At 40.7% G+C, this 21,911-nt stretch carries 17 protein-coding genes and 6 pseudogenes; 5 read left to right on the plus strand and 18 right to left on the minus strand.

The genetic code is table 11. The annotated features are described in order from the left end of the window. A partial coding sequence (locus tag EKG39_RS22375) for a hypothetical protein (RefSeq protein ID WP_148103066.1) occupies window positions 1-496 on the minus strand: 496 nt, incomplete at its 3' end. A 389-nt stretch (window positions 497-885) separates the two neighbouring features. Here EKG39_RS22375 and EKG39_RS22380 point away from each other — a divergent pair. Beyond that, window positions 886-1,683, plus strand: a pseudogene (locus tag EKG39_RS22380) (IS6 family transposase). 238 nt (window positions 1,684-1,921) lie between these two features. Here the strand turns inward: EKG39_RS22380 and EKG39_RS22385 are convergent. Both EKG39_RS22385 and EKG39_RS22390 read right to left on the minus strand, forming a co-directional pair. After that, window positions 1,922-2,263 carry a hypothetical protein gene (locus tag EKG39_RS22385; RefSeq protein WP_126508198.1) on the minus strand — a complete coding sequence of 114 codons (342 nt, stop codon included), beginning with the start codon at window positions 2,261-2,263 and terminating at the stop codon, window positions 1,922-1,924. 17 nt (window positions 2,264-2,280) lie between these two features. Next, window positions 2,281-3,288: a hypothetical protein gene (locus EKG39_RS22390; RefSeq protein WP_126508199.1), complete on the minus strand. Its 1,008-nt coding sequence runs from the start codon at window positions 3,286-3,288 to the stop codon at window positions 2,281-2,283. A 342-nt stretch (window positions 3,289-3,630) separates the two neighbouring features. Here EKG39_RS22390 and EKG39_RS22395 point away from each other — a divergent pair. Further along, window positions 3,631-3,978, plus strand: a pseudogene (locus EKG39_RS22395) (IS6 family transposase); the annotation flags it as partial. A gap of 71 nt (window positions 3,979-4,049) precedes the next feature. Here EKG39_RS22395 and EKG39_RS22400 read toward each other — a convergent pair. The 7 genes from EKG39_RS22400 to EKG39_RS22430 all read right to left on the minus strand — a co-directional run bounded on the left by EKG39_RS22400 (window position 4,050) and on the right by EKG39_RS22430 (window position 10,224). Then, entirely contained in the window at window positions 4,050-4,643 is a 594-nt protein-coding gene (locus EKG39_RS22400) for a hypothetical protein (protein WP_126508200.1), read from the minus strand. Next, window positions 4,585-5,013 carry an Ig-like domain-containing protein gene (locus EKG39_RS22405; RefSeq protein ID WP_126508201.1) on the minus strand — a complete coding sequence of 143 codons (429 nt, stop codon included), beginning with the start codon at window positions 5,011-5,013 and terminating at the stop codon, window positions 4,585-4,587. Before EKG39_RS22405 ends, EKG39_RS22400 begins: the two co-directional genes overlap by 59 nt. Further along, window positions 5,010-5,513 (minus strand): OmpA family protein, encoded by a 504-nt coding sequence (locus EKG39_RS22410; protein WP_148103068.1) that lies wholly within the window; start codon window positions 5,511-5,513, stop codon window positions 5,010-5,012. Before EKG39_RS22410 ends, EKG39_RS22405 begins: the two co-directional genes overlap by 4 nt. Further along, entirely contained in the window at window positions 5,513-5,734 is a 222-nt protein-coding gene (locus EKG39_RS23805) for an outer membrane beta-barrel protein (protein ID WP_185817693.1), read from the minus strand. Before EKG39_RS23805 ends, EKG39_RS22410 begins: the two co-directional genes overlap by 1 nt. Beyond that, window positions 5,716-6,033, minus strand: a complete 318-nt coding sequence (locus tag EKG39_RS23810; protein WP_126508204.1) for an outer membrane beta-barrel protein — start codon at window positions 6,031-6,033, stop codon at window positions 5,716-5,718. The genes EKG39_RS23805 and EKG39_RS23810 overlap by 19 nt, the downstream gene beginning before the upstream one ends. A gap of 345 nt (window positions 6,034-6,378) precedes the next feature. Beyond that, window positions 6,379-8,775: a CBM96 family carbohydrate-binding protein gene (locus EKG39_RS22425; protein WP_126508205.1), complete on the minus strand. Its 2,397-nt coding sequence runs from the start codon at window positions 8,773-8,775 to the stop codon at window positions 6,379-6,381. Window positions 8,776-9,438: 663 nt separating this feature from the next. Then, window positions 9,439-10,224 (minus strand): putative porin, encoded by a 786-nt coding sequence (locus tag EKG39_RS22430; RefSeq protein ID WP_246028591.1) that lies wholly within the window; start codon window positions 10,222-10,224, stop codon window positions 9,439-9,441. Between the two features lie 547 nt (window positions 10,225-10,771). Between EKG39_RS22430 and EKG39_RS23910 the strand changes: the two genes are divergently transcribed. Continuing rightward, window positions 10,772-10,870, plus strand: a complete 99-nt coding sequence (locus EKG39_RS23910) for a DDE-type integrase/transposase/recombinase (RefSeq protein WP_126508206.1) — start codon at window positions 10,772-10,774, stop codon at window positions 10,868-10,870. A gap of 679 nt (window positions 10,871-11,549) precedes the next feature. Here EKG39_RS23910 and EKG39_RS22440 read toward each other — a convergent pair. From EKG39_RS22440 to EKG39_RS22450, 4 genes and pseudogenes are all read right to left on the minus strand, one after another. Beyond that, complete coding sequence (locus tag EKG39_RS22440) at window positions 11,550-13,598, minus strand: bifunctional 2',3'-cyclic-nucleotide 2'-phosphodiesterase/3'-nucleotidase (RefSeq protein WP_126508207.1); 2,049 nt, start codon at window positions 13,596-13,598, stop codon at window positions 11,550-11,552. 191 nt (window positions 13,599-13,789) lie between these two features. Next, window positions 13,790-15,250 carry a phosphatidylinositol-specific phospholipase C domain-containing protein gene (locus tag EKG39_RS22445; RefSeq protein WP_126508208.1) on the minus strand — a complete coding sequence of 487 codons (1,461 nt, stop codon included), beginning with the start codon at window positions 15,248-15,250 and terminating at the stop codon, window positions 13,790-13,792. Between the two features lie 146 nt (window positions 15,251-15,396). Next, window positions 15,397-15,561: pseudogene (locus EKG39_RS23280) on the minus strand (IS5/IS1182 family transposase); the annotation flags it as partial. A 487-nt stretch (window positions 15,562-16,048) separates the two neighbouring features. Next, window positions 16,049-16,715: pseudogene (locus tag EKG39_RS22450) on the minus strand (Tn3 family transposase); the annotation flags it as partial. A 76-nt stretch (window positions 16,716-16,791) separates the two neighbouring features. Here EKG39_RS22450 and EKG39_RS22455 point away from each other — a divergent pair. Further along, window positions 16,792-16,983, plus strand: a complete 192-nt coding sequence (locus EKG39_RS22455; protein ID WP_126508209.1) for a hypothetical protein — start codon at window positions 16,792-16,794, stop codon at window positions 16,981-16,983. 348 nt (window positions 16,984-17,331) lie between these two features. Here the strand turns inward: EKG39_RS22455 and EKG39_RS22460 are convergent, their stop codons facing one another. The 4 genes and pseudogenes from EKG39_RS22460 to EKG39_RS23710 form a co-directional block, all read right to left on the minus strand. Next, window positions 17,332-17,769: a hypothetical protein gene (locus tag EKG39_RS22460; protein ID WP_126508210.1), complete on the minus strand. Its 438-nt coding sequence runs from the start codon at window positions 17,767-17,769 to the stop codon at window positions 17,332-17,334. After that, window positions 17,747-18,370, minus strand: a complete 624-nt coding sequence (locus tag EKG39_RS22465) for a winged helix-turn-helix domain-containing protein (protein ID WP_126508211.1) — start codon at window positions 18,368-18,370, stop codon at window positions 17,747-17,749. The genes EKG39_RS22460 and EKG39_RS22465 overlap by 23 nt, the downstream gene beginning before the upstream one ends. Window positions 18,371-18,480: 110 nt before the next feature. Continuing rightward, window positions 18,481-18,672: pseudogene (locus EKG39_RS22470) on the minus strand (transposase); the annotation flags it as partial. A gap of 612 nt (window positions 18,673-19,284) precedes the next feature. Beyond that, a pseudogene (locus EKG39_RS23710) lies at window positions 19,285-19,534 on the minus strand (transposase); the annotation flags it as partial. Window positions 19,535-21,352: 1,818 nt separating this feature from the next. Here EKG39_RS23710 and EKG39_RS22480 point away from each other — a divergent pair. Then, the gene (locus tag EKG39_RS22480; RefSeq protein ID WP_126508212.1) at window positions 21,353-21,634 is read left to right on the plus strand and encodes a hypothetical protein; all 282 of its coding nucleotides are present in this window, start codon (window positions 21,353-21,355) and stop codon (window positions 21,632-21,634) included. The last annotated feature ends 277 nt before the right edge of the window (window positions 21,635-21,911 follow it).

The raw sequence follows: 21,911 nt of genomic DNA on the forward strand, positions 1-21,911 counted from the left end.
CCTGTCCGTCACCCAGGAGGGTGATATCGCTAATCTCGCCAGAAAGCACATACCCTGACGGATAATCAGGTGACAACTCATCATCTAAATCAATCACTACGGTTTCATCTTGCTGCATGGCAATGGGTATCGGTTTTAACACCGGGTTATCAGGTGCGCTAACCACTACCACCACCTCACCCATAGCGACCACACTGCTATCCATTGCTTTAATACTGTATTGGTAGTGGCATGCTGCGGCGCCACTAAGCGTTGCAATAAAACCATGTCCTTCGGGCTCACTGTTTGCACAATCACCAGAGCCCTGGGCTTGCATTTCCTTTATATTGGTAAGCGTATATGTGCTCTCGGCAGTAATGAATTGAGACAAATCTATAAACGTAGGCACGTCACTTTTAACTGACTGCAAGCCGTTAGCGGCGCTGAGTGTAACCAGTGAAACCGGTGAAGAAGCCAAGTCTTCATTACCGCAAGCTGATACGACCAAGGCTAGCATTACAGCTGTGAGTAACCTTTTAATAAGCTAATAAGCGGAATAAAATTATTCATAATTAATAAACTAACATCGACAATAAATTTTTGTCATTATAAGCCGTGTACATACCGCCCCCCCTTAAAAAATAAAAATAAAAAATAAAAAATACTCAAATTAACATATTACTAAGACACCAACAAAACAGAACGAAATCAGGTTCTGTCGCACGGTTTAAAACAGCTAAAGTGCTGATGATATTCAGGCACTAATAGGAGCATCTACGGTATAATATTTAGCTCCTTTGGTGCCCCCTGTCCGCAAGATTGCAGAGGATACCCGAGTATATTGGACTGAGTTGCAAAGTTCGTTGGATCAGCTAAGCTCCTCTTTTGTTTTTGGCTGACTTAGTCGTGACACTCTTTAAGCACCGACAATTTTCCTATGACATAATTATTTGAGCTGTTCGTTGGTATTGTAAATACGGAGTCAGCTATCTAGAGCTAGAATAAATGCTTGGTGAGCGCGGGATCAATGTTGACCACAGTACCATTTATCGCTGGGTTCAACGCTACGCCCCTGAAATAGAGAAGCGGTTAAGATGGTATTGTAAGCCTCGATTAGAGCTGAGTTGGGAAGTTGATGAAACCTACATTAAAGGTAAGTGGGTCTACCTGTACCGAGCCATTGATAAACGTGGTCATACGGTTGATTTTTATTTGTCATCCGGACGTAATGCTAAAGCCGCCAAGCGCTTTCTAGGAAAGGCATTGAAAGGGCTAACATCATGGCAATTTCCTTCATCTATCAACACCGACAAAGCCTCTTCCTATGGTGTAGCCATCAAGCAATTAAAAGCAGAAGGAAAATGTCCTGAAAGCGTTGAGCACAGGCAAGTTAAATACCTTAATAATGCTGTGGAGGCTAACCATGGAAAGTTAAAAAGACTGATTAACCCGGTGAGAGGATTCAAATCAATGAAGAGTGCTTATGCCACGGTTAAAGGATTTGAAGTGATGCACATGTTTAAGAAAGGGCAGTTTAAAGACTGGCAATATGGTCAAGGAACGACAGGAGAGATCCGTTTGATTACTGGTGCATTGACTCATTATTATAACAGTTCAAGTGAAACCAGCAATCCCATCGCTTTATTAAATATTTGCAACAGAGCCCTTTTGAGTACATCTAGTGTAGCTATATTGTCATCGTAATCAAAAAATGCAGAAACAGATATAAACTTATCAACACAATATCCCACTTCTACCCCATAGGAGTTAGCATCTACGTTACCTATGTTGACATACTGATAATCCAAACTTACAAACAATTTTGAGTCAAAAACATAAGTTCCATCGACCCCACCGGCTCCTGCGTAAGGGTTTTTCCAATCAGTTAGAAAATGTTCATGAAAACCCCGTGGACTTTGCCGCTTCAAAAAAAGTGTCCATCTTAAAAAATAGCCATCAGGCTAAGAAGGGCTCCCGCCGAAACAACCAAGATAACCCCTAGCGTCAACCCTCCAGTTTTAATACCACTAAACTCTATTTTTTCTATTTTTTCTATATCAACTACATCAACATTTTTTCCTTTACCTGAAATTTTATTTTCCGTGATGGTTTCTACAGAAAGCTTAATAAGCTCACCAGTTACGGTCGTTATCACGACCGTATCGCCAATATTAATTTGCTCCAAAATTGAATAGTCACGGTTAGGTTGCACTTCATTTAACGAAGTACAACCTGACAAGATGAGAGTATTCAATAGTAAAAGAATCATTAAAAAACGTTTCACTATAACCCCCTCTCTAACTATGGTTCATAACAACCACTGCCAGCCCCACCGGCTCCTGCGCAAGGGTTTTCCCAATCTCCAACTGTATAAACTGGTTCATTGCTATAATCAAACTTATAAGAGTTAGAAATATCAACCTCTGCCCGGTTCCTATAGTAATAACGATACATAGAGCCTTCGTAATAACGTTCATCCCATTCATACAAGCTGATTGAAATGTATTTTCCAGGGTTAATTCCTTTTATCGCATCCTTTATTTCAAGGCCGATATCTATACCATCTATAATCCAAGTTTGCGGAAGAATTACGTTATCAAAAGCTTTTACGTAATATTCATTATCATTTAGTTCATTCAATGCATCATCGACAGAGTCTTGCACAAAGTCAGGAACGAAAATGTCAGCCAGTACTTCCACAGTTTCAGCCACGATACTATTGATTATGCCATTACCATCAATGTCGATATCAACCTGCAAGTTTCCAATATCTCGAAGATTGTAAACCCGCGCAGTATTCAACTCATAGTCTGCAGAAAACCTGAGAGTTGATGTATCAACATCTCCATATAAGGTGAACCCAAGCCAATCAACCTTCACTTCAGCATCAAATGTGAACCCGCTAACCTCAACAGTAACCACCCCATTATTTTGTGTTATAATTTTGGTTTTCAAGGGCCCTACTAACCTTGCTCTTTTTAACTCTCTGAATCTAAGCGTTGGGGTATCATTGATCCCTTCTCTAGCTTCAGTCTCTACCACATTAAACAACTTATTATTAATTGTACTTAGTATTTCTTTCACTTCGTCGTGAATAGGCTTCCCCTTACTGGGGCTGTCGATAATGATATCTCGCCAACTGTTATTATTTTTATAGCCGATGGTGGATAAATGTTTCGTTTCACTCACGTAAGTAGGATAATAATCAATTCCTACCCTACCGCTCCCTTCTTTCATTGGAGCGATAGGTGCCGCCGATAGTGCCGTTGAACAAAGCAGTAAAATGAAAATTAATTTTTTTCTAATCATGTCGACATCCTGTTGATTTTGACTATTTGAAGCTGAATTCTCATTTACCCCCCCCTCCGTAAATATAAAATAATTTATTAATGCATTTTATTTTTTAATACGGAACGAATTCATGCACCAACACAGCAACAATTATCTGTTAAGGCAAGCATTAAAATGCCACAATAACTTCCCCGTCCGCCAGATGAAATGCCACACTCATGGAACTCTTTGATTTATAATCACTAAAGCATATTTATTCATGCATTTCACATAATAAGATGTGGCTAATGAACTGGGCTTGTTGCAAAAAATTCAGCTAAGACTCAGAATTCCTTCTTTCTCATCTAATCCAACAACTCAATGGCCAATCTAGAATTTAAATGGAAACACTTTGCCCCTGAAATCATTCTTTGGTGCCTACGCTGGTATGGTTCGACCCCAATGAGCTACGCAAATCTTAGCGACATGCTGAAGGAGCGAGGAATATCGGTTAACCGCTCGACTATTTATCGTTGGTTCATTGAGTATGCCCCAGCATTACGTAAGAAATTACGCCGTCATCAGTTCATCCGAGCAGACTCTTCGTGGCAGCTTGATGAAACCTATGTCAAAGTAAAAGGGAAATGGCATTATCTGTACCGAGCTATCAACAAGCAAGGCGAGACGCTGGATTGCGATTTCTCCCATAAACGTAATAAAGAAGCCGCCAGAACACCGGAGCAGACCCATCCTTGCAACAGAGTCGGAGCGCCGCTTCTTCAGTTTAAAGCGCCGAAATATCAGTTTGTGGCAGAGCTCTCTGTTTTCAAGGCGGCAAATGCACCAATGGTAGAACAAATTGTTTGTACGCTGATTAGCTGGCTCTGTACGACGCTGCTGTCTGCGCCATAATCTGAATTCCCCCATTTCACCACGGTGCCATCCGCCTTCACGGCGGCAAATGCACTACCTGTAGAATCGATAGTTTGTACGTTGGTTAGCGGTGCCTGCACAGCGCTGCTGTTTCCGCCATTAATACTCTCCCCCCACATGACCACGGACGTTTCAACAACCGTTAAATCGGCCACGTTACTGTCTACACCTTCAAAATGGGCCTGAATAACGGTATCACCAGCATTAACACTTGTTGCTTGACCGTTTAAGTCAATGGTTGCAGTGTCGGTGAGCATACTGGTCCAGTTGACCTGATTGGTCACATCTTGGGTTGTGCTGTCACTGTAAGTTGCTGTAGCGACGTAAACCTGAGCCGTACCTTTGGCAATGCTTGCTCTAACCCCACAGGAGTGGAGGCCATATTCGGTGTGACGGCAAACTCTATAACAATGGTATCCCGCACATCCAAAGTGGCTGTCGGGCAACAGCTTGCCCTTCATCCATACCCGATGCTGTCACCGTCACAATACCCGGCGACAACGCAGTAGCAAGACCACTGCTATTAATTATTGCAATGCTTGCATCACTGCTCTCCCAGGTCAAGGTATCATACCGGGTAACATCAACCACCTTTCCACCACTCAGCACTGCCTCTGCAACATACTGCTGCTCCATACCCACCCCGGTAATTTGAACCGGAAGAGGAACCTGCAAATTCGTTATGCTTATCTCACCATCATCCTCAATATCGAGGTTTTGAGCTATTTCATCTTTCAACTCGAACACAGGCGAGCTTAAAAGCCCCTCATCATCATTCCCGCACCCCATCAGCAGCGTCATTGACAGGCAGTACAATATAAAATACCTCATCTGTTAATCTCACTATCTGACATCCCCCGTAACAACACTCCTACACGTCTATTTTTTGAACGTCCATCTTCTGTCTCGTTACCGGAAACGGGAGAGCCTTCCCCTTTTCCTTTAACTATTAGTCGTTGTTCATCAATACCCTGCCGCACAAAATAATCCGCAACGGCTCGCGCTCTTTTTTCAGATAAATCCTGACTATATACAGCGGAGCCGGCGTCGTCGGTATGACCAATAACCGTGATATCAATGATTGAATGTTGTTGAGACTTTTCAAGCAGTAAAGCCAACTCATCAGTAACATCTACAACAGATGAATCAACACTAAACCGTGTCGAGCCATTAAAGCTCACCGGGACGGGGGCAGGTGTAGGCATAGTTATCGGAGTAACAACAGGAGAAATGGCCGTTGCAGTAACGGCCGGAGGCACTATCGCCCGGGATTTGCTGCCTGTCCAAAATGATAAGTCACACCCAGTGAGAAATAATGCAAATCGGACCACTACAAAGCATCACTGCCGATACCATCAATAAATTGATACTCCCCACGTACTGACCAACGCTCAGAAAGTGCGTAATCAAGCCCAACAGCAGAAACCAGTTTCGTATCTGAATCACTGAGCCTCTCACCAAATCTGAATGTTGATTGTTTATCGAGCTCCAGGTAAGTCACACCCAACTTACCGTATGCATCCAGATGGTCACTCAATTGATAACGAAACACCCGGACAACTCCCCGCCCCAGGTATCAAGCTCTGTGGGGGAGTCAGTGTAAAGGCCGCTAGGGCTACCATAATCCGTTACCCCAATTTCCACACCAAACCATGAGTTAAACTGGTAGCCACCATACAAACCGTAAGCGAAGCCATTATCATCACACTCCAGAGCTTCAACCTTGCACGCCCCCTGATAATGACTCACTCCCGCACGAGCACCCAAGTACCACGCATCCTCTGCCACCACCGCTGGTGTACCACTAGAGTAGCTGACAGCTACCATACCAAGCATTATTATCTGTTTCATTTTGATGCTTAAACCTGAATAGGTGTAATGTTTAAGCTTAGAAGCAAATGTTAAATAGTAAACTGTCAACTAAAAAAACGCCGTTCACTCAACGACGAAGCCCTCCCTTCTTGCTGTACAAACTGTGAGTAGTAGCGGTTTACGAGACTCTACCGCAAACAGAGGGCTTGGCGTTTGCGACAGAGCCGAAAATTCGACTTATGAACACCACGGTTTTTCAAGGGGGATCACCCAAACAACCATACCCGCTCATGACTAAGTGGGTATGGCTGCACTTATTGAAAGCAAGCCGTTAGAGGGTGCAGACATCCGCTAGCATTGATACATTAACACTCTGTATGTTAATCACTTTCTCACAGTTAGAATCAATCTTGGTTGTCCTCCAGCCTCACTGGAAGTAAACTTTTGTTTATTTGTATCACTGTCAGAGCTCAATCCAATAGTTATCGATTGTTGAGCAAAATCAGCTGTAGATATATCAAAGGTATTCCAGCCAAGAGTATGTTCTGCTGAGGTAATAAGGCGACCCATTGTCATGCTGTTATTTAATCCATTTAGCTGCTTTTCGTCAAACTGTCCTTCAGCTTCAAAAATGTTCACTTGCTCTGCGACATCGATGGCTTTCAACTCTAACTTCGCTTCAATTATTTCCCCCTCAATACCGCTTACATCAAATTCAATATAAGATATAGCGTTATTTGCTTGAACTTTTAATGTGTTCAATTCGCCTTTAATGGATGAACTATTGGTGACTACAAAGGTATCTTGTGCTGGAGTCAGTGTTTTCTCGTAATGCGTACCATGGTCAATCACTGAACCATCTTCGTTTGAGTAGGCGTTATTGAGTTGACGCGCCAAATCATTCGCGATGGCTGTTGATGATACCATTGGATCATGACCTGCGGTCCAATACGCTTGTCCTGACTGATATGCACCAATGCTATCAATCTCAGTGCCTGCAACAGGGTATAAATCACGCTCATTCCAATCAACAAACAAATCTCCCTCTTTACCACGGGTAACATGATGATTATCTGTGATTAACTCATTTTCAAGCAATGCCCAAGGGCTACGACGGTGCACGGCATGCGTCACATTATTAAAAACAGGCCATCTCGGGTCGTCATTCGCCTCATCAACCATTAGCATTGAATAAGTTGGTGACGTGGCAAGAATGGTATTGTTATGCACACTAAAATCCGTTCCTTGCGCCTTCATACCAGATTTGGAATTCCAAACAACATTGTGATTAATGGTTATTCCGTCACCTTTAGTATCATTTCGTATCCCTAAACGTGCGTTATTATGCACCCAGTTATGGTGGATACGGCTTCCAGCCGCATTTAAACCGTAAGGAAGATAGATAGAGGCGACATCTGAGTGTAACAACCCTGTGTTGTATACGTTATTATATGCGACCTCATTGGGGCCTGGGCCTTGCAGTTTTATGCCTATCGAGCCCGCATCATGAACGGTGTTGTGTAACACATGGTTTTCACCGTCTTGCTTAGCCCACCCTTTGTATTGCAGATGTAAGGCTGAGCCATTGTTCGTCCCGGCACGATTAATATCAAATAGTTGACTGTATTGGATGGTGTTATCAAATCCCTCAAGTCTGATCCCATTTTCAGAATGCGCAATAACGATATTATCAATTAGGGTGTTTTTACCAAAAAGATGAATACCATTGACGTACTGTGCTGGGAACTCATATTCGAATTGTGGGTTTCTTACCTCATTCGGAGTGGCGTGGACGAAGGTTGAGTTTTTAAGCGTTAACCCATCCGTTTTATAGGTATGTACGGTTGTGGCAAAAAAGTCGATACCATCAATAGATACATTTGATTTTTCATTCACATTCAGTGCTTTGATCCCTAACTGGATCCGTATTTTACCCGCGTTATTACGGTATGGTTTGACGTAAAGTCGATTATCACTTTTATCAACAAACCACTCACCAGGAGCATCAAGCAGCTCTAAATCATTTTCGACATAAAAATCGTTGTCCACCAAACCATATTTGTCTAGCGCATATTGATCGGCTTGCTTTGATTCAAGATTTTTCAGATACTCTCCATCATAATAAATGTTATTACCTTGGTGATGAGTGATAAGGTGTCCATCTGAGAACATGCCTTTTCCGACCTTAATAATTAAGCGAGCTCCGGTTAAGTCTGCATTTAATTCTGCAACACCTTGTGAAGATACAACCCCTTCTTCAGAGCCGTCTTCTGTTTTGCTCCAGAACTCTTCATGCGACCAATTAAAGTTGCTGTTAAAGTCTTCTTCGAAGTTGGGGTAGCGTGCTAAGTGCATTTTTTTACCATCATCAAAAATTTGATACACTTCCGTGTCATCGGGAAGTTGATAAACAAAAATCCCATCTTGCTCACCTAAGAACTCTGCCGCTTGCTTGACAGCGCTTGTACCGTCAAACATCACCTTTTCTCCCTCATAAGCGCTAAGCGTTATATCGTTCAAGTGAATGTCATGGTTTACACTATATTTACCTTCTCGAAAATAAATAGCATCGCCAGACTGGGCCACCTTAAGTGCCTTGGTTAGCGTTTTGAGTGGAGTATTGAAACCGCCATCATTTTTGTTATTTCCATTTGATGAAGAAATAAAAATGTCTCTGCCGGCGTTGCTGGCTTTACTTTCAACTTCTGATGCAGCAACGTCGAAACAGCTAACGAGGCTCAATCCAAGCATTGAGAATGGTATAATTGCTGTCTTTTTCATAACGAATAACCTTTTAATGTAAAAACTGATTGCACAGTGAAAAGTAAAAGTGCTTATCAAAAAATGCTGCTTACCGCGGCATTTTTTTGAAAAACTTTAAGCTTTACCTGTCTTCATATTGAGCACGTACGTAATTAGTCGCTGTCATGGATAGGAGCAATATTCACTACATACGTGCTTGCCACTCAATCACTGTATGGTGAACCATGCATAAAAACTAATAATCAAAAATAAAGAATTCTTTACAAAAGTTAGCACTTTGTATCCGTTTGTTCTGAAAGCGAATTGATTGAATTTTGCGCAGGCATATTTTATAAGTAGACTAAACAATATATCTCTGAAGACAGTTCATTACTCGCATAATTAGGGAGCATTTTGATTAGATGATGCAGGTTGCCCCTCGCTGTAACATCAGGACTAGACCGCGAACTGCAGGCTCTGTCGCAAACAGAGCTCACGCCTCCTCCCTTCACAGAACAAGAGCGACCTGTAAAGCAATCCCCGAAAGGCGAGCCAGAAAAGGACCCTAGGTGGCTCCAAGAAATTAAATCTGTTGCAGATATAGCTTTAAGAAATGAAATAAGAAATGAGTATCAGGCAAATGACGCGTGAGCTTCGCCATTTGCGACTCAGTAACAGCCAAACTTTATAAGAAGAGCTCTATTAAAACCGACCAGTAACAGCAAATCCCAAATTAAACCCATCAACATCTGGATCAACAATTTTAGATATAGCAAAATTAGCAGAAAAACTATCAGACATTCGCAACCAATAAGCAGTTCTAATATCGAAATCACCATCAGAACCCACGCGATCATACCCAGTTCCAACAGACCACGAGTCAGATACGTACCAATCAGCGCCTAATGTGTAGCGATTATTGGAATTAACATGCTCCCAGCGTGCGGACAAGTCAATCCCGGGACTGGAGCTGAGCTCTAAATATCTACGAATTTGCAAACCGTAGCTATCTTTGTCATTGCCATAAGCATGGTCATCGTAATCAAAAAATGCAGAAACAGATATGGACCTATCAACATAATACCCAACCTCTACCCCGTAGGTATTAAAATCTACATTACCTATGCTGGTATACTGATAATCCAAACTTACGAACAATTTAGAGTCAAAGACATAAGTTCCATCGACCCCCGAGCTATCCATATTAAGTTCATTAAAATAGCTGTAATTTGTACCTACATTAGAAGTTTGGGACAAAAAACCATTTAATGCATAAGGGCTTGAATCTTGATTGACGGGACTGAAATAATAACGATAGTTAGCGCCTAATATCCCATCACCCACGTCTTCAGAATAAGCAAGGTATCCCACGCTCGCTTCATGTTGATATTCTTTGTTTTCGGCAACTACATTAAGACTTAGAAAAGCTAACGTAACTGCAAGTGTTGCCTTGTTTAATTTCATATTGTTATCTCGATTGATTTTCATACTGGAAATCGCTATTTACATAAAAAGGCTAGCTATCGCAACAGCTCCAACGGCTAGGCTTATAGCGACAATGGCACCAACAAGAATCCCGATTTTAACCGGATCTAATTCTTGTTGATTATTTTAAATCGAACTCACATCGACACTCGCAACTTACAACCAACCCCGCAATATAAAAAAATAAAAAAACATCGATAAGGTTTTAAGGCTTTAGACAAGATGAATTCGATGCGTGCAATCCCTTTTATGTTAAATGGCCAACTTTACACTTCAAAACACCCATCTGACGCCCTTAAACCCCCACGACAGTCATTTTAAGCCCCCCCCAGGAAAAACCTCATAAAACATATTTGGAAGTTTAGAGCGAGATTAAGGGGCTTTAGGCGGCTCTGTTGCAAAGATCGTCGAATCAGCTACTGAGAACTCGAAGAGATGCTCGTTGGGCGCGGTATCTATGTTGACCACAGCACCATTTATTTCTGGGTCCAGCGTTATGCACCAGAAATAAAAAAACAATTAGGATGGTATTGGAAGCCCAAAGCGGGGGTTGAGTTGGAAAGCCGATGCAACCTATATCAAAATGAAAGGCAAAAGAGTGTGTCTGAATCGGGCTATAGATAAACAAGGTCATACCGTTGATTTTTAATTATCATCCCCAGACGCAATGCCAAAACAGCTAAACGTTTTTTGGGTAAAGCTTTGAAAAGCTCAAATGCAGGGAATGACCCTCCGCCATCAATACCGACGAGGCAGCCTCATACTGTGCCCGCATTACAGACTTAAAGAAAGTAAATCTCTTGAAGCACTTGAACAGCGGCAAATAAATACCTGAACAATGCGGCTGAAGCCGAACATAGACAAATTGAAAAGCCTCATTTATCCGGTGCGAGGATTCAACTCCTTTGATGATAGCCTATGCCATCATCAAAGGACTTGAAGTTATGCATATGTTTAAAAAAGGACAGTTCAAGCCCTGGTTATTTGGTCAAAAAACAGAAGGAGAGATCCGTTTAATCACCAATGCACTGGTAAACGATGAGTAATCAGCCAGAGCACCGGAGCAGACCCATCCTTGCAACAGAGCCGGAGAGCCGTTTCCTCAGTTTATAGCACCGAAATATCAGTTTGAGGCAGAACTCTCTATTTTCAAAGCGGCAAATGCACTACTGGTAGAAGATATTGTTTCAACGTTGGTTAGCTGGTCTTGTTTAGCGCTGCAGTTTCCGCTTCCCCCCACGTCACCACCGTGCCGTCCGCTCTCAAGTGTCTAAATGTTTAACAAGCTTACTAAGCAGTAAGAAAACCAAGAGGGTATGATTACTTGGTTACTGGTTTGCTGTTAAGTCGATATTGTAGATAGCAAAACCAAACTCATCAGTTAAATCAGTACGCTTGTTCAACGGACGTAGTTGATTATCTAAGATGAATGAATCGGCTATTTCACTGTCTTGAGTTTCGAAGCGAATATCCAACTGAGTCGTTGTATTAATCGTCACAAAATCCCAGTTATTATCAGCGCTTGGATCGACTTCGCCATTTACTTCTGTCTCGGCAGTGATGTATTGCGCCAGTGCTTCACGGTTGCTATCCGGCAATTCCATTATGACGTAATCAGAACCTGTACCGGCAAACTTACCACCGAATGCACGGTAGTTGTTAGATGCGATGATGAACTCTTTCGTCGCTAACGCTTCACCTGTAAATACGGTTTCACCGTCAGTATAAGTCAGGTCGATGATACGGTTTGCTGTGGCGTCAACGACCTTACAATCACCATCAAACTTAGTCGGCTGAGTGACATCAATCTTATAGGTTACACCATCGATAACATCGAAGTTATAAGTACGGTGTGTGTCCCAGTTGATCAAATACTGAGGTGCCGTTGTATCAGGGTTAACCTGGTTAAATTGGTTGGCGCTACACTCTAACCAATCTTTTAGCTCTACACCCGTAACTTTCAGTGCAACCATAGTGTTTGGATACAGATACAGATCCGCCGCATTCTTATAGGTCAACTCACCGGCTGGTACTTGAACATAAGATTGTGCATCGGCTGTAGTGCTGTGGCGTCCACCGGCTTTAAAGGGAGCAGAGGCTGATAATACCGGAATATTTTTTAAATCATCGGTAAGGTTAGCTTTTACTTTGGCAATCTGCGCATCTGAAACAATCTGTACCGATGGATCATCCTGTACCAGAGTCAGGAAGCTGTACATGTCAGTAGAAGCTTTACCAATTGGCTGATTAACATAATTTAGCGTGCCTTGATGCTCTAGTGCGACAGCGTCACGAATGGCGACATCCGCATCAACCAACTCAGGTGTATCTGCATTTTTGTCGTAGATTGGCGCAGCTTTAGCGGTACGGTCGATAACAACCCATGCACCATCTTGCATCTCAAGTTTAAGATCAACAATACCTAAGTTATCACCCCAGCGACCCGGCATAACGGCAGCAACACCGTTGATAGTGCCTTTTTCTAAGTCAGCGTTTTCCAGACCTTCGAATGTCGCCGACGGGAAAACTGAATGGCTATGGCCAAATGTGATCGCATCGATACCTTCAACCAGTGATAGCGCATATGTGGCATTTTCGTCGTTAACATCAACTGGATTTGAAGGAGTACCCACGCCAGAGTGTGGAATGGCAACGATGACATCGGCACCTTCGGCTTTCATCATCGGGATGAATTTTTCAGCCGATTCAACAATCCCCATTACCGATACTTTACCTGATAGGTTTTGCTTATCCCAAAGTAAGATTTGAGGTGGTACGAATCCGATATAGCCAATTTTAATGGTTTGCTGATCCCCATTGCTATCGATAACAACTTTTTCTTCGATAAGATATGGGGTGAATAAGTTATCGCCTTTCTCTTTACCTTCCCAGCAATCGGCTTCACATAATACGTTAGCGTTGATGTAAGGGAAGTCAGCACCTGCAAGGGCTTCGCTTAAGAAGTCTAAGCCATAGTTAAACTCATGGTTACCTATGTTACCTACCGAATAGCCAAGCGTATTCATTGCTTTATACGCAGGGTGAGTACCGCCAATAGTGTTATCACGCTTAAAGTTATCAGCAACAAAATCACCCATTGGGCTACCTTGCAACAGGTCACCATTATCGACTAATACGAAGTTGGTAACCTCTGCAGCTTGCAGTTTAATTTGGCTGGCAGTTCGAGCGAGTCCAATGGTTGGATCATACTTTGTCTTATAGTAATCATAATCCATGATATTAGTATGAATATCACTGGTTTCTAGAATCCGTAGTTCGACCAGTGCAACAGGTGTGCTGTTATCGTTATCTGAACCACAAGCTGTTATGCCGAGTGTTAATGCAATGACTACCGCTAAAACATTTTTATTTAGCATATTTAAACTCCATCAGTTTTAGACCCCAAACCATTCTGCATCTTGCCCTTAGCCAGATGAAGTGCAGCAGAGCCTGATATATTAAGGGGTCATAAAACGCCCCCCCCCATGGACAGAGGGTTCAACCTTAACTGGTTACAAAGCGTTTACAAAAAATATGGGGCAAGCCCACGGAATATTCTCTTCTCAAATTAATATTCAAAAATCAATTCTATTTTAGCTTTTTTTATCATCTCATTTGCCATTACCTCGAATATCCAATCACCTTCATAAGCTTCAAAAAAAAGAAGCTCAAAATATCCATCACCCTCTATTAATAAACCATCCTCTGGGTTGCCCCATGGTTGCGTATATTTTATATCCATTACAGATAGGTCTTCATCACTACTAATTTTCAATTTAAATCTAGACATTGCGTATGGTATATTAACTTTTAATGAAATAGATTCCTCAGCATCAAGCCAAAAATATTTAGGTTGTTCATTAAATATTTCATATTTTCTATTTTTAACATTTGATAGGAGGTCTAATGATTTCACGCCTGCATACCATTTTTCAACCTCACTATACCGACCATTTAAAAAGATTAATGGATCATTATGTTCTAGGCGATAACGATAAAAATTTGCCATGATAGCTGCCGCCGCAGTTTCCGTATAACTATCTATATAATCGACTAAAATAGTATATAATTTGCTTTGGGTTTCACCATGAACGGTCTCATCTCCATTATATGTAAAAGATTCATAACTTTCCCACGTTTTAATTATACTAGGGAGTTGTTGTCTAATAGCATTCGCATCATCTTTATTATCGGAAAGCCCGCTTCGACTTCTAAAATATTTTATCTGTGCGGTATCATTCGTGGAATAATAATTTAATCGAGTTGTGGCTGATTTGAAAAGATTGTCGTCATCATATGTATTAAACCACTTATCTTGAATTATATCATCATCCATATGCTTACCACTAGAATTGTTCATAATTGAATATTTACTATGTTCCGTAGCAAAAATCAGACGATTTTTATTATTTACCAGCTCAAGAATCGGCATGTCTTTTATATCTAAATAGCTTGCAGGTACATTAATTTGATAAGTTTCAGCATAATCAACAATAGCCTTAACAATAACACCCAACTCTTCAGCTCTACTATCTGATATTGTAGTTGACCCATCAGCATATACCTCGTCAATAAATATAATCACTATTTCGGACGGATGTTCTGCAAGCCACTCAACAATATCTTGGCCTTCTTCTTCAAAAGTTCTCCTTGTATGTTGACCACCATGAGAACTAAACCACCTATAATAATCACGAAGGACATCAAATTCTAAAACTCTAGAACCAGAGTTCAGTTGAGTCTCTAAGTCATTTTCCTGATTGTTTAATGTTTGTGCCCCCATATCATAAGCTGGAGAATTGTGACTACCAGGAATAATAATATCATTGAGAGTTAGTTCACCATAATTTGTTAAGATACTCAACTCTCCCATCCAATCAGAATACGAAACAGCGTCTGGAAAATGAACAGATGAAGTACCAGGATAACCTGCAAGGGTTACTTTTTCTGTGCCATCAATCCCCATGGCAGTATAAGGAATACCAAGAAAACAGGCGGACAAAGCCACTTTAAATAGATACTTATACATTTTAATCTCCAAAAAATAATAGAGCCTCTAAAGACGACTCTGTTGCAAATATTTTATAAAAGGGTGAGATTGCCGATTTCACTTGAACGGCATTGTTGAAACAAGTCACCTTTGGGACGGCTTGGTACCAAAGAATCCCACCTCGATTAATTGACAACAGTTCCAACAAGTAGACCCAGTCCTATGACTTCGTTCATCTCCTCTACGCCTGCCAGGGTCTCGCCAACCCGAGCGTTGTAATTACGAAGGCTCAATCGTGTGCTGTTAAACTGCGTGTAGTGATAGATCTCCGTTTCCGACAATGACCAAGCTGACGTGTCTTTAGTATCGATAGCCAATGCCGTTTGCGTCAGCGTCTAGGCACCGTGCTTGCGAGTTTTTCATGCACCATCACCGTAGATCTCCCCCCGTAATATCGATAATCAGATGAAAAACCTTGCCATAATTATCGCCATATTATCGAATCGAATTCAACGCCATATTCACAAATTCAAGTCACCTAATAAATATAAAATTATTTATTAATGTGTTTTTAATATATTTAACCAACAAGAATTGATATTAAAGCCAGTTTAAATGAGTTCAAAAAGCCGATGAGGTAGTAGTCCGCAACTCGGTTATCTTATGGGTATCCCCCATTGATAGGTCTCTTAGTGTAACTTTTCGTACCGTTGGACCTCAAACCCCGTAAAGAACTGGGTCTAAGTACAAAAGCGGTAAAAATAACAACCCAACCCACATAGGCTATTGATAAATAACAATTAGTCAGTCACATTCCTTTTCGAAAACAACCAATTCCTACCAGTTGACTGTCAATGATAAGATTTGATTTAGATCAAATTGAACATCGTTAGCTGCTTCCCGCATAAAGTCGTATTCCCCATTCAAGTTCACGTGTCGCCAAGTTAACACTGAGCCATTCAGAATTGAGGCAATCGCTTCATCCCTCTCCTGAACATTATCCATATTGACTAAAAACTCAGAGAGGTACAGGTAATTCCATAATACAATGGCATTCTGGATCAGCATCTTACATCCTGCGATGATGTCCTGTTACACTTTCAAACCTTCTGGTAACTCCTGGTTATTAGCAAAAAATATCGCTTTAGCAAATTTGTTAGATAACTCAACACGGTTCAGTTGTTCCTCGATGCGTTGCCGTAGTTCAAGATCATCGAAATACGTCAGGATAAAATCCATACAGGGTCTGACTACCTACATTCTTGATCCGCGGGGCGAACGCAGTACCAATAAAATGCATGGTAGCAAAGATTGACTCAGTATAACCATGACTGTCTGAACTGTGAATGTGGCTTTTCACCACTTCATTGTGCATTAGTCCGTCAATCACATAAGTAGTTTCTCGCTCTGAAGCACTGATCACTGTGGAACAGAACAATGATTGCTTTTCATCCAAGAATGTATACACAGTCGAGCCTTTGTCTTTGCCAAAATACTTAAGTGAGCTTACGAGAGCACAGTGCAACTTCTAAAACTTAATCTGATTAAATAAATAACAGATTAAATTTGAGGTTCACTTAATGGATACTCCTGACTCACTGCCCGCGCTCGTTGCGGATTTTAAATCCTGGCGCAACCAAAAATCCAAAACCAGCAACTCGGTGCCAGATGGCTTGCGCCAGCTTACCCAATGGCGGCTGGTACTCCAGCTCGATGACCCCACCTCTTTTGTTGATAACGTCTCAGGCCTTTACACCTCAGCCGTCAGTTAATCTTGAGCTTTGCTTTGTCTCCGGGGGGAAATGAACTTGCGCGGCGTCAATAATCAAGCCCTGTTGTCTATCATCGGGGCAGTCCACTATAAATAGAGAAGTGATGATATCAGCTCTAATCAAGTGGCAAATTTTGTGTGCAACTACACATTGCATGTGAGTGAGACTTGAGAGATAAGCAGCTGGATATGCTCAACATTTTTATAATCTATTTCGGCTGTACTGGAGTTCAATGACTTAACTCCAGTGGAATACAAAGGAAGAGCAGAGGAGCCAACGGGGGAGTTCTGCTTGAAATTGTAACCAACTGTGAATCACATTCCGAAAAGTGCGCCTGTTGAAATAAGCTTACCAACCTAAATCTCCAAGAAGTCTACCTTTAGCTATATAGCGCTCGGGCCTATAAAGCATAACTATTGCCTCTTCACCTTCATTACTATAAATATATCCACGTACGAAATTTACATCTTTATAGAGTTTAATCCCCTTGGTGTCCAGCCCTAACAGTTTAGGATTTTCATGTGACTTAATTTCTCGAAGCAGGATGTAAAAATATTCGTCCGTAAAACGGAATAAAGTGCCTTCAAAGTCAGTGATAACTTCACCATTAGATGTGGTTATTTCAGCGCTCACAATGGATGCATGGCATTGAATATTCATGTGAGTTTTCATTGCACTGTTTATTCCGTAAAACCGAAAATCACATCCGATACCATTAACAAATGAATACACTAGTGGTAATAGAGTTAGTACCAGTAAGGCCCTAGTTATGTTCCAAATATTCATACGCTAACTCTCCATATGAGTTGACAGAAAAAAAGAATGTTCCGTTGCTTTTTTTGGGGAGGGTAGCTTTGACCTCATCCGACAATACATCAAACCCACAGTAATTTACGTTATTTAAAGTAGTGCATTGAACTGTTTCAGAGTTATGAAACCACGTAGAAAAAAGAAATACAATCAAAACCAATGTGACAACGGTAACGATATTCATTGTTAATACAATACGTTCCATAACTTTAAAGGGGATGGCTTTATCAAAAATTTCTTCTCTATGCGCCAAAGTCTCAAGTTGTTTTGTGTTTGGTTTTTGTGGAACATCTAAGTTAAAGCGAAAATCTGATTGATAGCCTTTTTTAGGTATGGTTATGAGTTCGCTTTTAGGTGAAAGTTTTTTTAGATGTTTTCGAATGTTCCCTATCACAATGTTAACCGATGTTTCAGACACTATAGAACTTGGCCAGCCAATTTCGAGAAGTTCTGAACGTGTAAAAACCCGTGCTGGATTATCATAAAAAGCTAAAAGTATACGACGATCTGCGTCAGAAATTTTAAACACAAGATCTTCTTTTTTCAGCTTGTCGTGTTCCAAAATGATTTGTTCCATATAACTCACTTAGTAACTCAATCTACATAACCTTTAGTATAGACAAAGCATAATACTTGGTCTTAATCTTTTACAACGATGAATACCGCTACATTAGGCGTTGTTGATCAAATCACTAGCGCAGTTTCGATAGCTACATCAGAATCAGAGTAAATATACCCTCGGCCACGGCGACCATGATGCTCGGTACATCGCCAAGACTGAATGGCTTGCTCATCAATCCAAAATGTCACGGAGCCACGGTTAACTAGTGCCTTGTTGTACTGAGACCAATTGGTAATTTTATGCTTAGCTTTTCCCACCTTTTTGCTTCCACGTAACGATCTTGGTAGAGCAGATCACGCTAAAACAAAAAGGTTCATTGGATTTAGGAAACAAGGCCGCTACATTATGTAAGGCTAAAAATTATGTTCTGCATAAAATACCTCTGAGATTCTGGCTGGCACAGCGAAATACAAATTACTCACCTAACCAAAACTTCAATAAAATCATACTTATCTTGAACTTGTACCCTTTTACTCCCAATGCTCTTGAGTAACAATATACAATTGTAACCCTCCCTCAAATTGTCTCATGCATAATTCGAGTTCTTCCGGTACACTGAAACCTCAAGGAGACAGCAATGAAGATACCTCTAGATATTTCTTCACGTTCCTGGAGGCTAAGAGAGGAGCTTCGACTTTTTCGTTGTACTGGTGGTATGCCGCCTTTAAGTTTAAGCACTCCGAATATTGAACCGGCATGTCGATCTACAGTAAAACCTATTTCACTCAATGTTTTGCCTTTTCTCCATAATTCCCAAGCATTTGTCTTTTCAAGTTGGTTTAATCCGCGTTTGGATAAATCAGTCATAGCACCCTTTAAAATTAATAAGTTATAGGTTGTTGCATTGACCCTTTGAATACATCGTAGCTTTTTAGGATTGTATTGTGTTCCTCCAGACGACCGATTCTCTTATTTAGCTCACGAATTTCAATCTGCTCAGGTACTATAGGAGTAGCTTTTGGAGAGAAGCCCATACGCTCCAGCTTCAGCTGTCGCCCCACTTTTCCATGCCTGATTCGCTCACGCCCATGGCTTTCGCTGCCTCAGTTACAGGACGACCAGCTGTGCTACCTCAAGTCGAAACTCTGGGCTATATATCGGTCTAAATTTCTTTGTCATTGTGTCATCAGCTTTGGAATGATGGTGTAGCGTTAGCTGTTCTGCCGTGTTTTTGTTAAAAAAAATGAATCTGTAGTTGTTTGGACTTGTCCGTGACCGTGATCAGGTAGCTGCTGTAGTCCTCTGTTTTCATGTGGTTTTCAGTGGTACCTTTTTTGGTTAATTATTATTTATTTTTTTTGTTTGCTGCCTTTTTTGCTCTCTTTGATGTGTAATTGATTCATTGGTTTTGATGTGGTTTATACGGTCTGAGTGATTTACATTTAGTGTAAGTGTAAACACACGCTTGGAAGGGGTGAGTACATGAGTGTTGATATGACAGTTTATATGGCAAAGAAATTACTGCAGCTGCCGGATAGGGCCTCTAAAGAGGATTTACATAAGTGCCACAAAAGGGCTCTTAGTATTTATCAATCGGGGAAATCGTCGAAGTGTAAAAAAACCACTCAATTACACTTAATTGCTTAGGCTGGCAATGGATTTTTTAACTAAAGAAACATCTCTTTTTCCGGGCAGTCCACTTTAACTGAAACGCTTAAAACCCATAGGGATACACGTTCAAGACTAAATATTGAAGACAGGAGGAGATTTTGATAGCAAGAATGTATAAACACCCGATGATAAGTAGTATTGTTTTATATGTTACACATGCCTTAATTCATGCTCTGTCTTTTATATTTGTATATTGATATTTTTGATGCATGTAATGCTGCGTGGCAGCACTAGAGCAATAATTTGCGAATCGCAATTAATTTGGAGTAACTATGGTTAGCGTGTTGAGCTTATCTGAAGAAATATCTTTTTTGAAACGTGAATTTCGAGTAGCCACGTATATATACGGATATGATTCGAGTTATACCCTATATGTGAAGAATCAACTTATTCTTGCTGAGAGTAGACTTTGTTCGAGATTGAATTGTCAATCAAGCCATTAAAAAGTCGCGAGTGAATATGGGGATATTATTCATTGTTTGTGGTGTGTTTGGGTGTGCAGGCCAGAATTGCTCACCTGTAATCCCTATTTGTTAATCCTGTGCGGCATTCCTTACTGTTGAATTTTTGGGATGTATTTTGATATTGTTTACACAACAATCTAAATTGGATGTTTAACCATGAAATCAAATTTTACTTTGTTAATATCTGAATATAGTTTGATGGTTATGAAAAAAGCTAAACTGGTACACCAATTCACCTTGCAATTTGTCGATGATTTCGATGGAAATAAATTGTTGATTTCATCTTTAAATGAACAGCTATCAAGCTACAAGTTTATAGTCGATAATACCTCTGATTTAGAGTTTTATTATTGTTGCGAATGTTATCCGGGGTTACTTCGTTTTCATCGGTTGTTCGAACTGTGGATTAATGGTTCCCGATATTACTCTGGCGGGGAGTTGGTGGGAGCAAGTTAGCTATTTCATGAAAGCAATATGATATATACACCCACCCTCTTTGGTTGCATTGTTAGCATTAGAGCTTCGCAGCTTGAGTGATATTTATATCCCCATGGGTACATGTATCGCCTTGGGTGGATGGTGTAGCGTAGCTGCTCTGCCGTGTTCTTGTTAAAAAACTTAATTTGTAGTTGTTTGGACTTGTCCGTGATTGCGATTTATTGACTGCTGTAGCCCTTTGTTTTATATGATTTTTAATGGGCCTTTTGTTGATTGATAATTTTTTATTTTATTTGTTTACTGCCTTTTCTGCTCTCTTTGGTGTGTAATTGCTTCATTGGTTTTGATGTGATTTATACAAGTCTGAATGTCTGTAATTTACATTTAGCGTAAGTGTAACCACACGCTTGGAAAGGATGAGTGCATGAGAGTTGATATGACAGTTTATATGGCAAAGAAATTATTGCAGCTGCCGGATGGGGCCTCTAAAGAGGATTTGCATAAGTGTTACAAAAGGGCTCTTAGCATTTACCAATCGGGGAAATCGATGAAGTGTAAAAAAACCGCCCAATTACTTAGGCAGGCAATGGATTTTTTAATTAAAGAAACATCTCTTTTTTCCGGGCAGTCCACTTTAACTGAAACGCTTAAAACCCATAGGGATACACGTTCAAGACTAAATATTGAAGACAGGAGGATATTTTGATAGCGAGAATGTATAAACACCCGATGATAAGTAGTATTGTTTTATATGTTACATATGCCTTAATTCATGCTCTGTCTTTTATATTTGTGTATTGATGTTTTTGATGCATGTAATGCTGCGTGGCAGCACTAGAGCAATAATTTGCGAATCGCTATTAATCTGGAGTAACTATGGTTAGCGTGTTGAGCTTATCTGAAGATATATCTTTTTTGAAACGTGAATTTCGAGTAGCCACGTATATATACGGATATGATTCGAGTTACACCCTATATGTGAA

The sequence above is a fragment of the Shewanella atlantica genome (assembly GCF_003966265.1).
In the GTDB taxonomy this organism is placed as follows: Bacteria; Pseudomonadota; Gammaproteobacteria; order Enterobacterales; family Shewanellaceae; genus Shewanella; species Shewanella atlantica.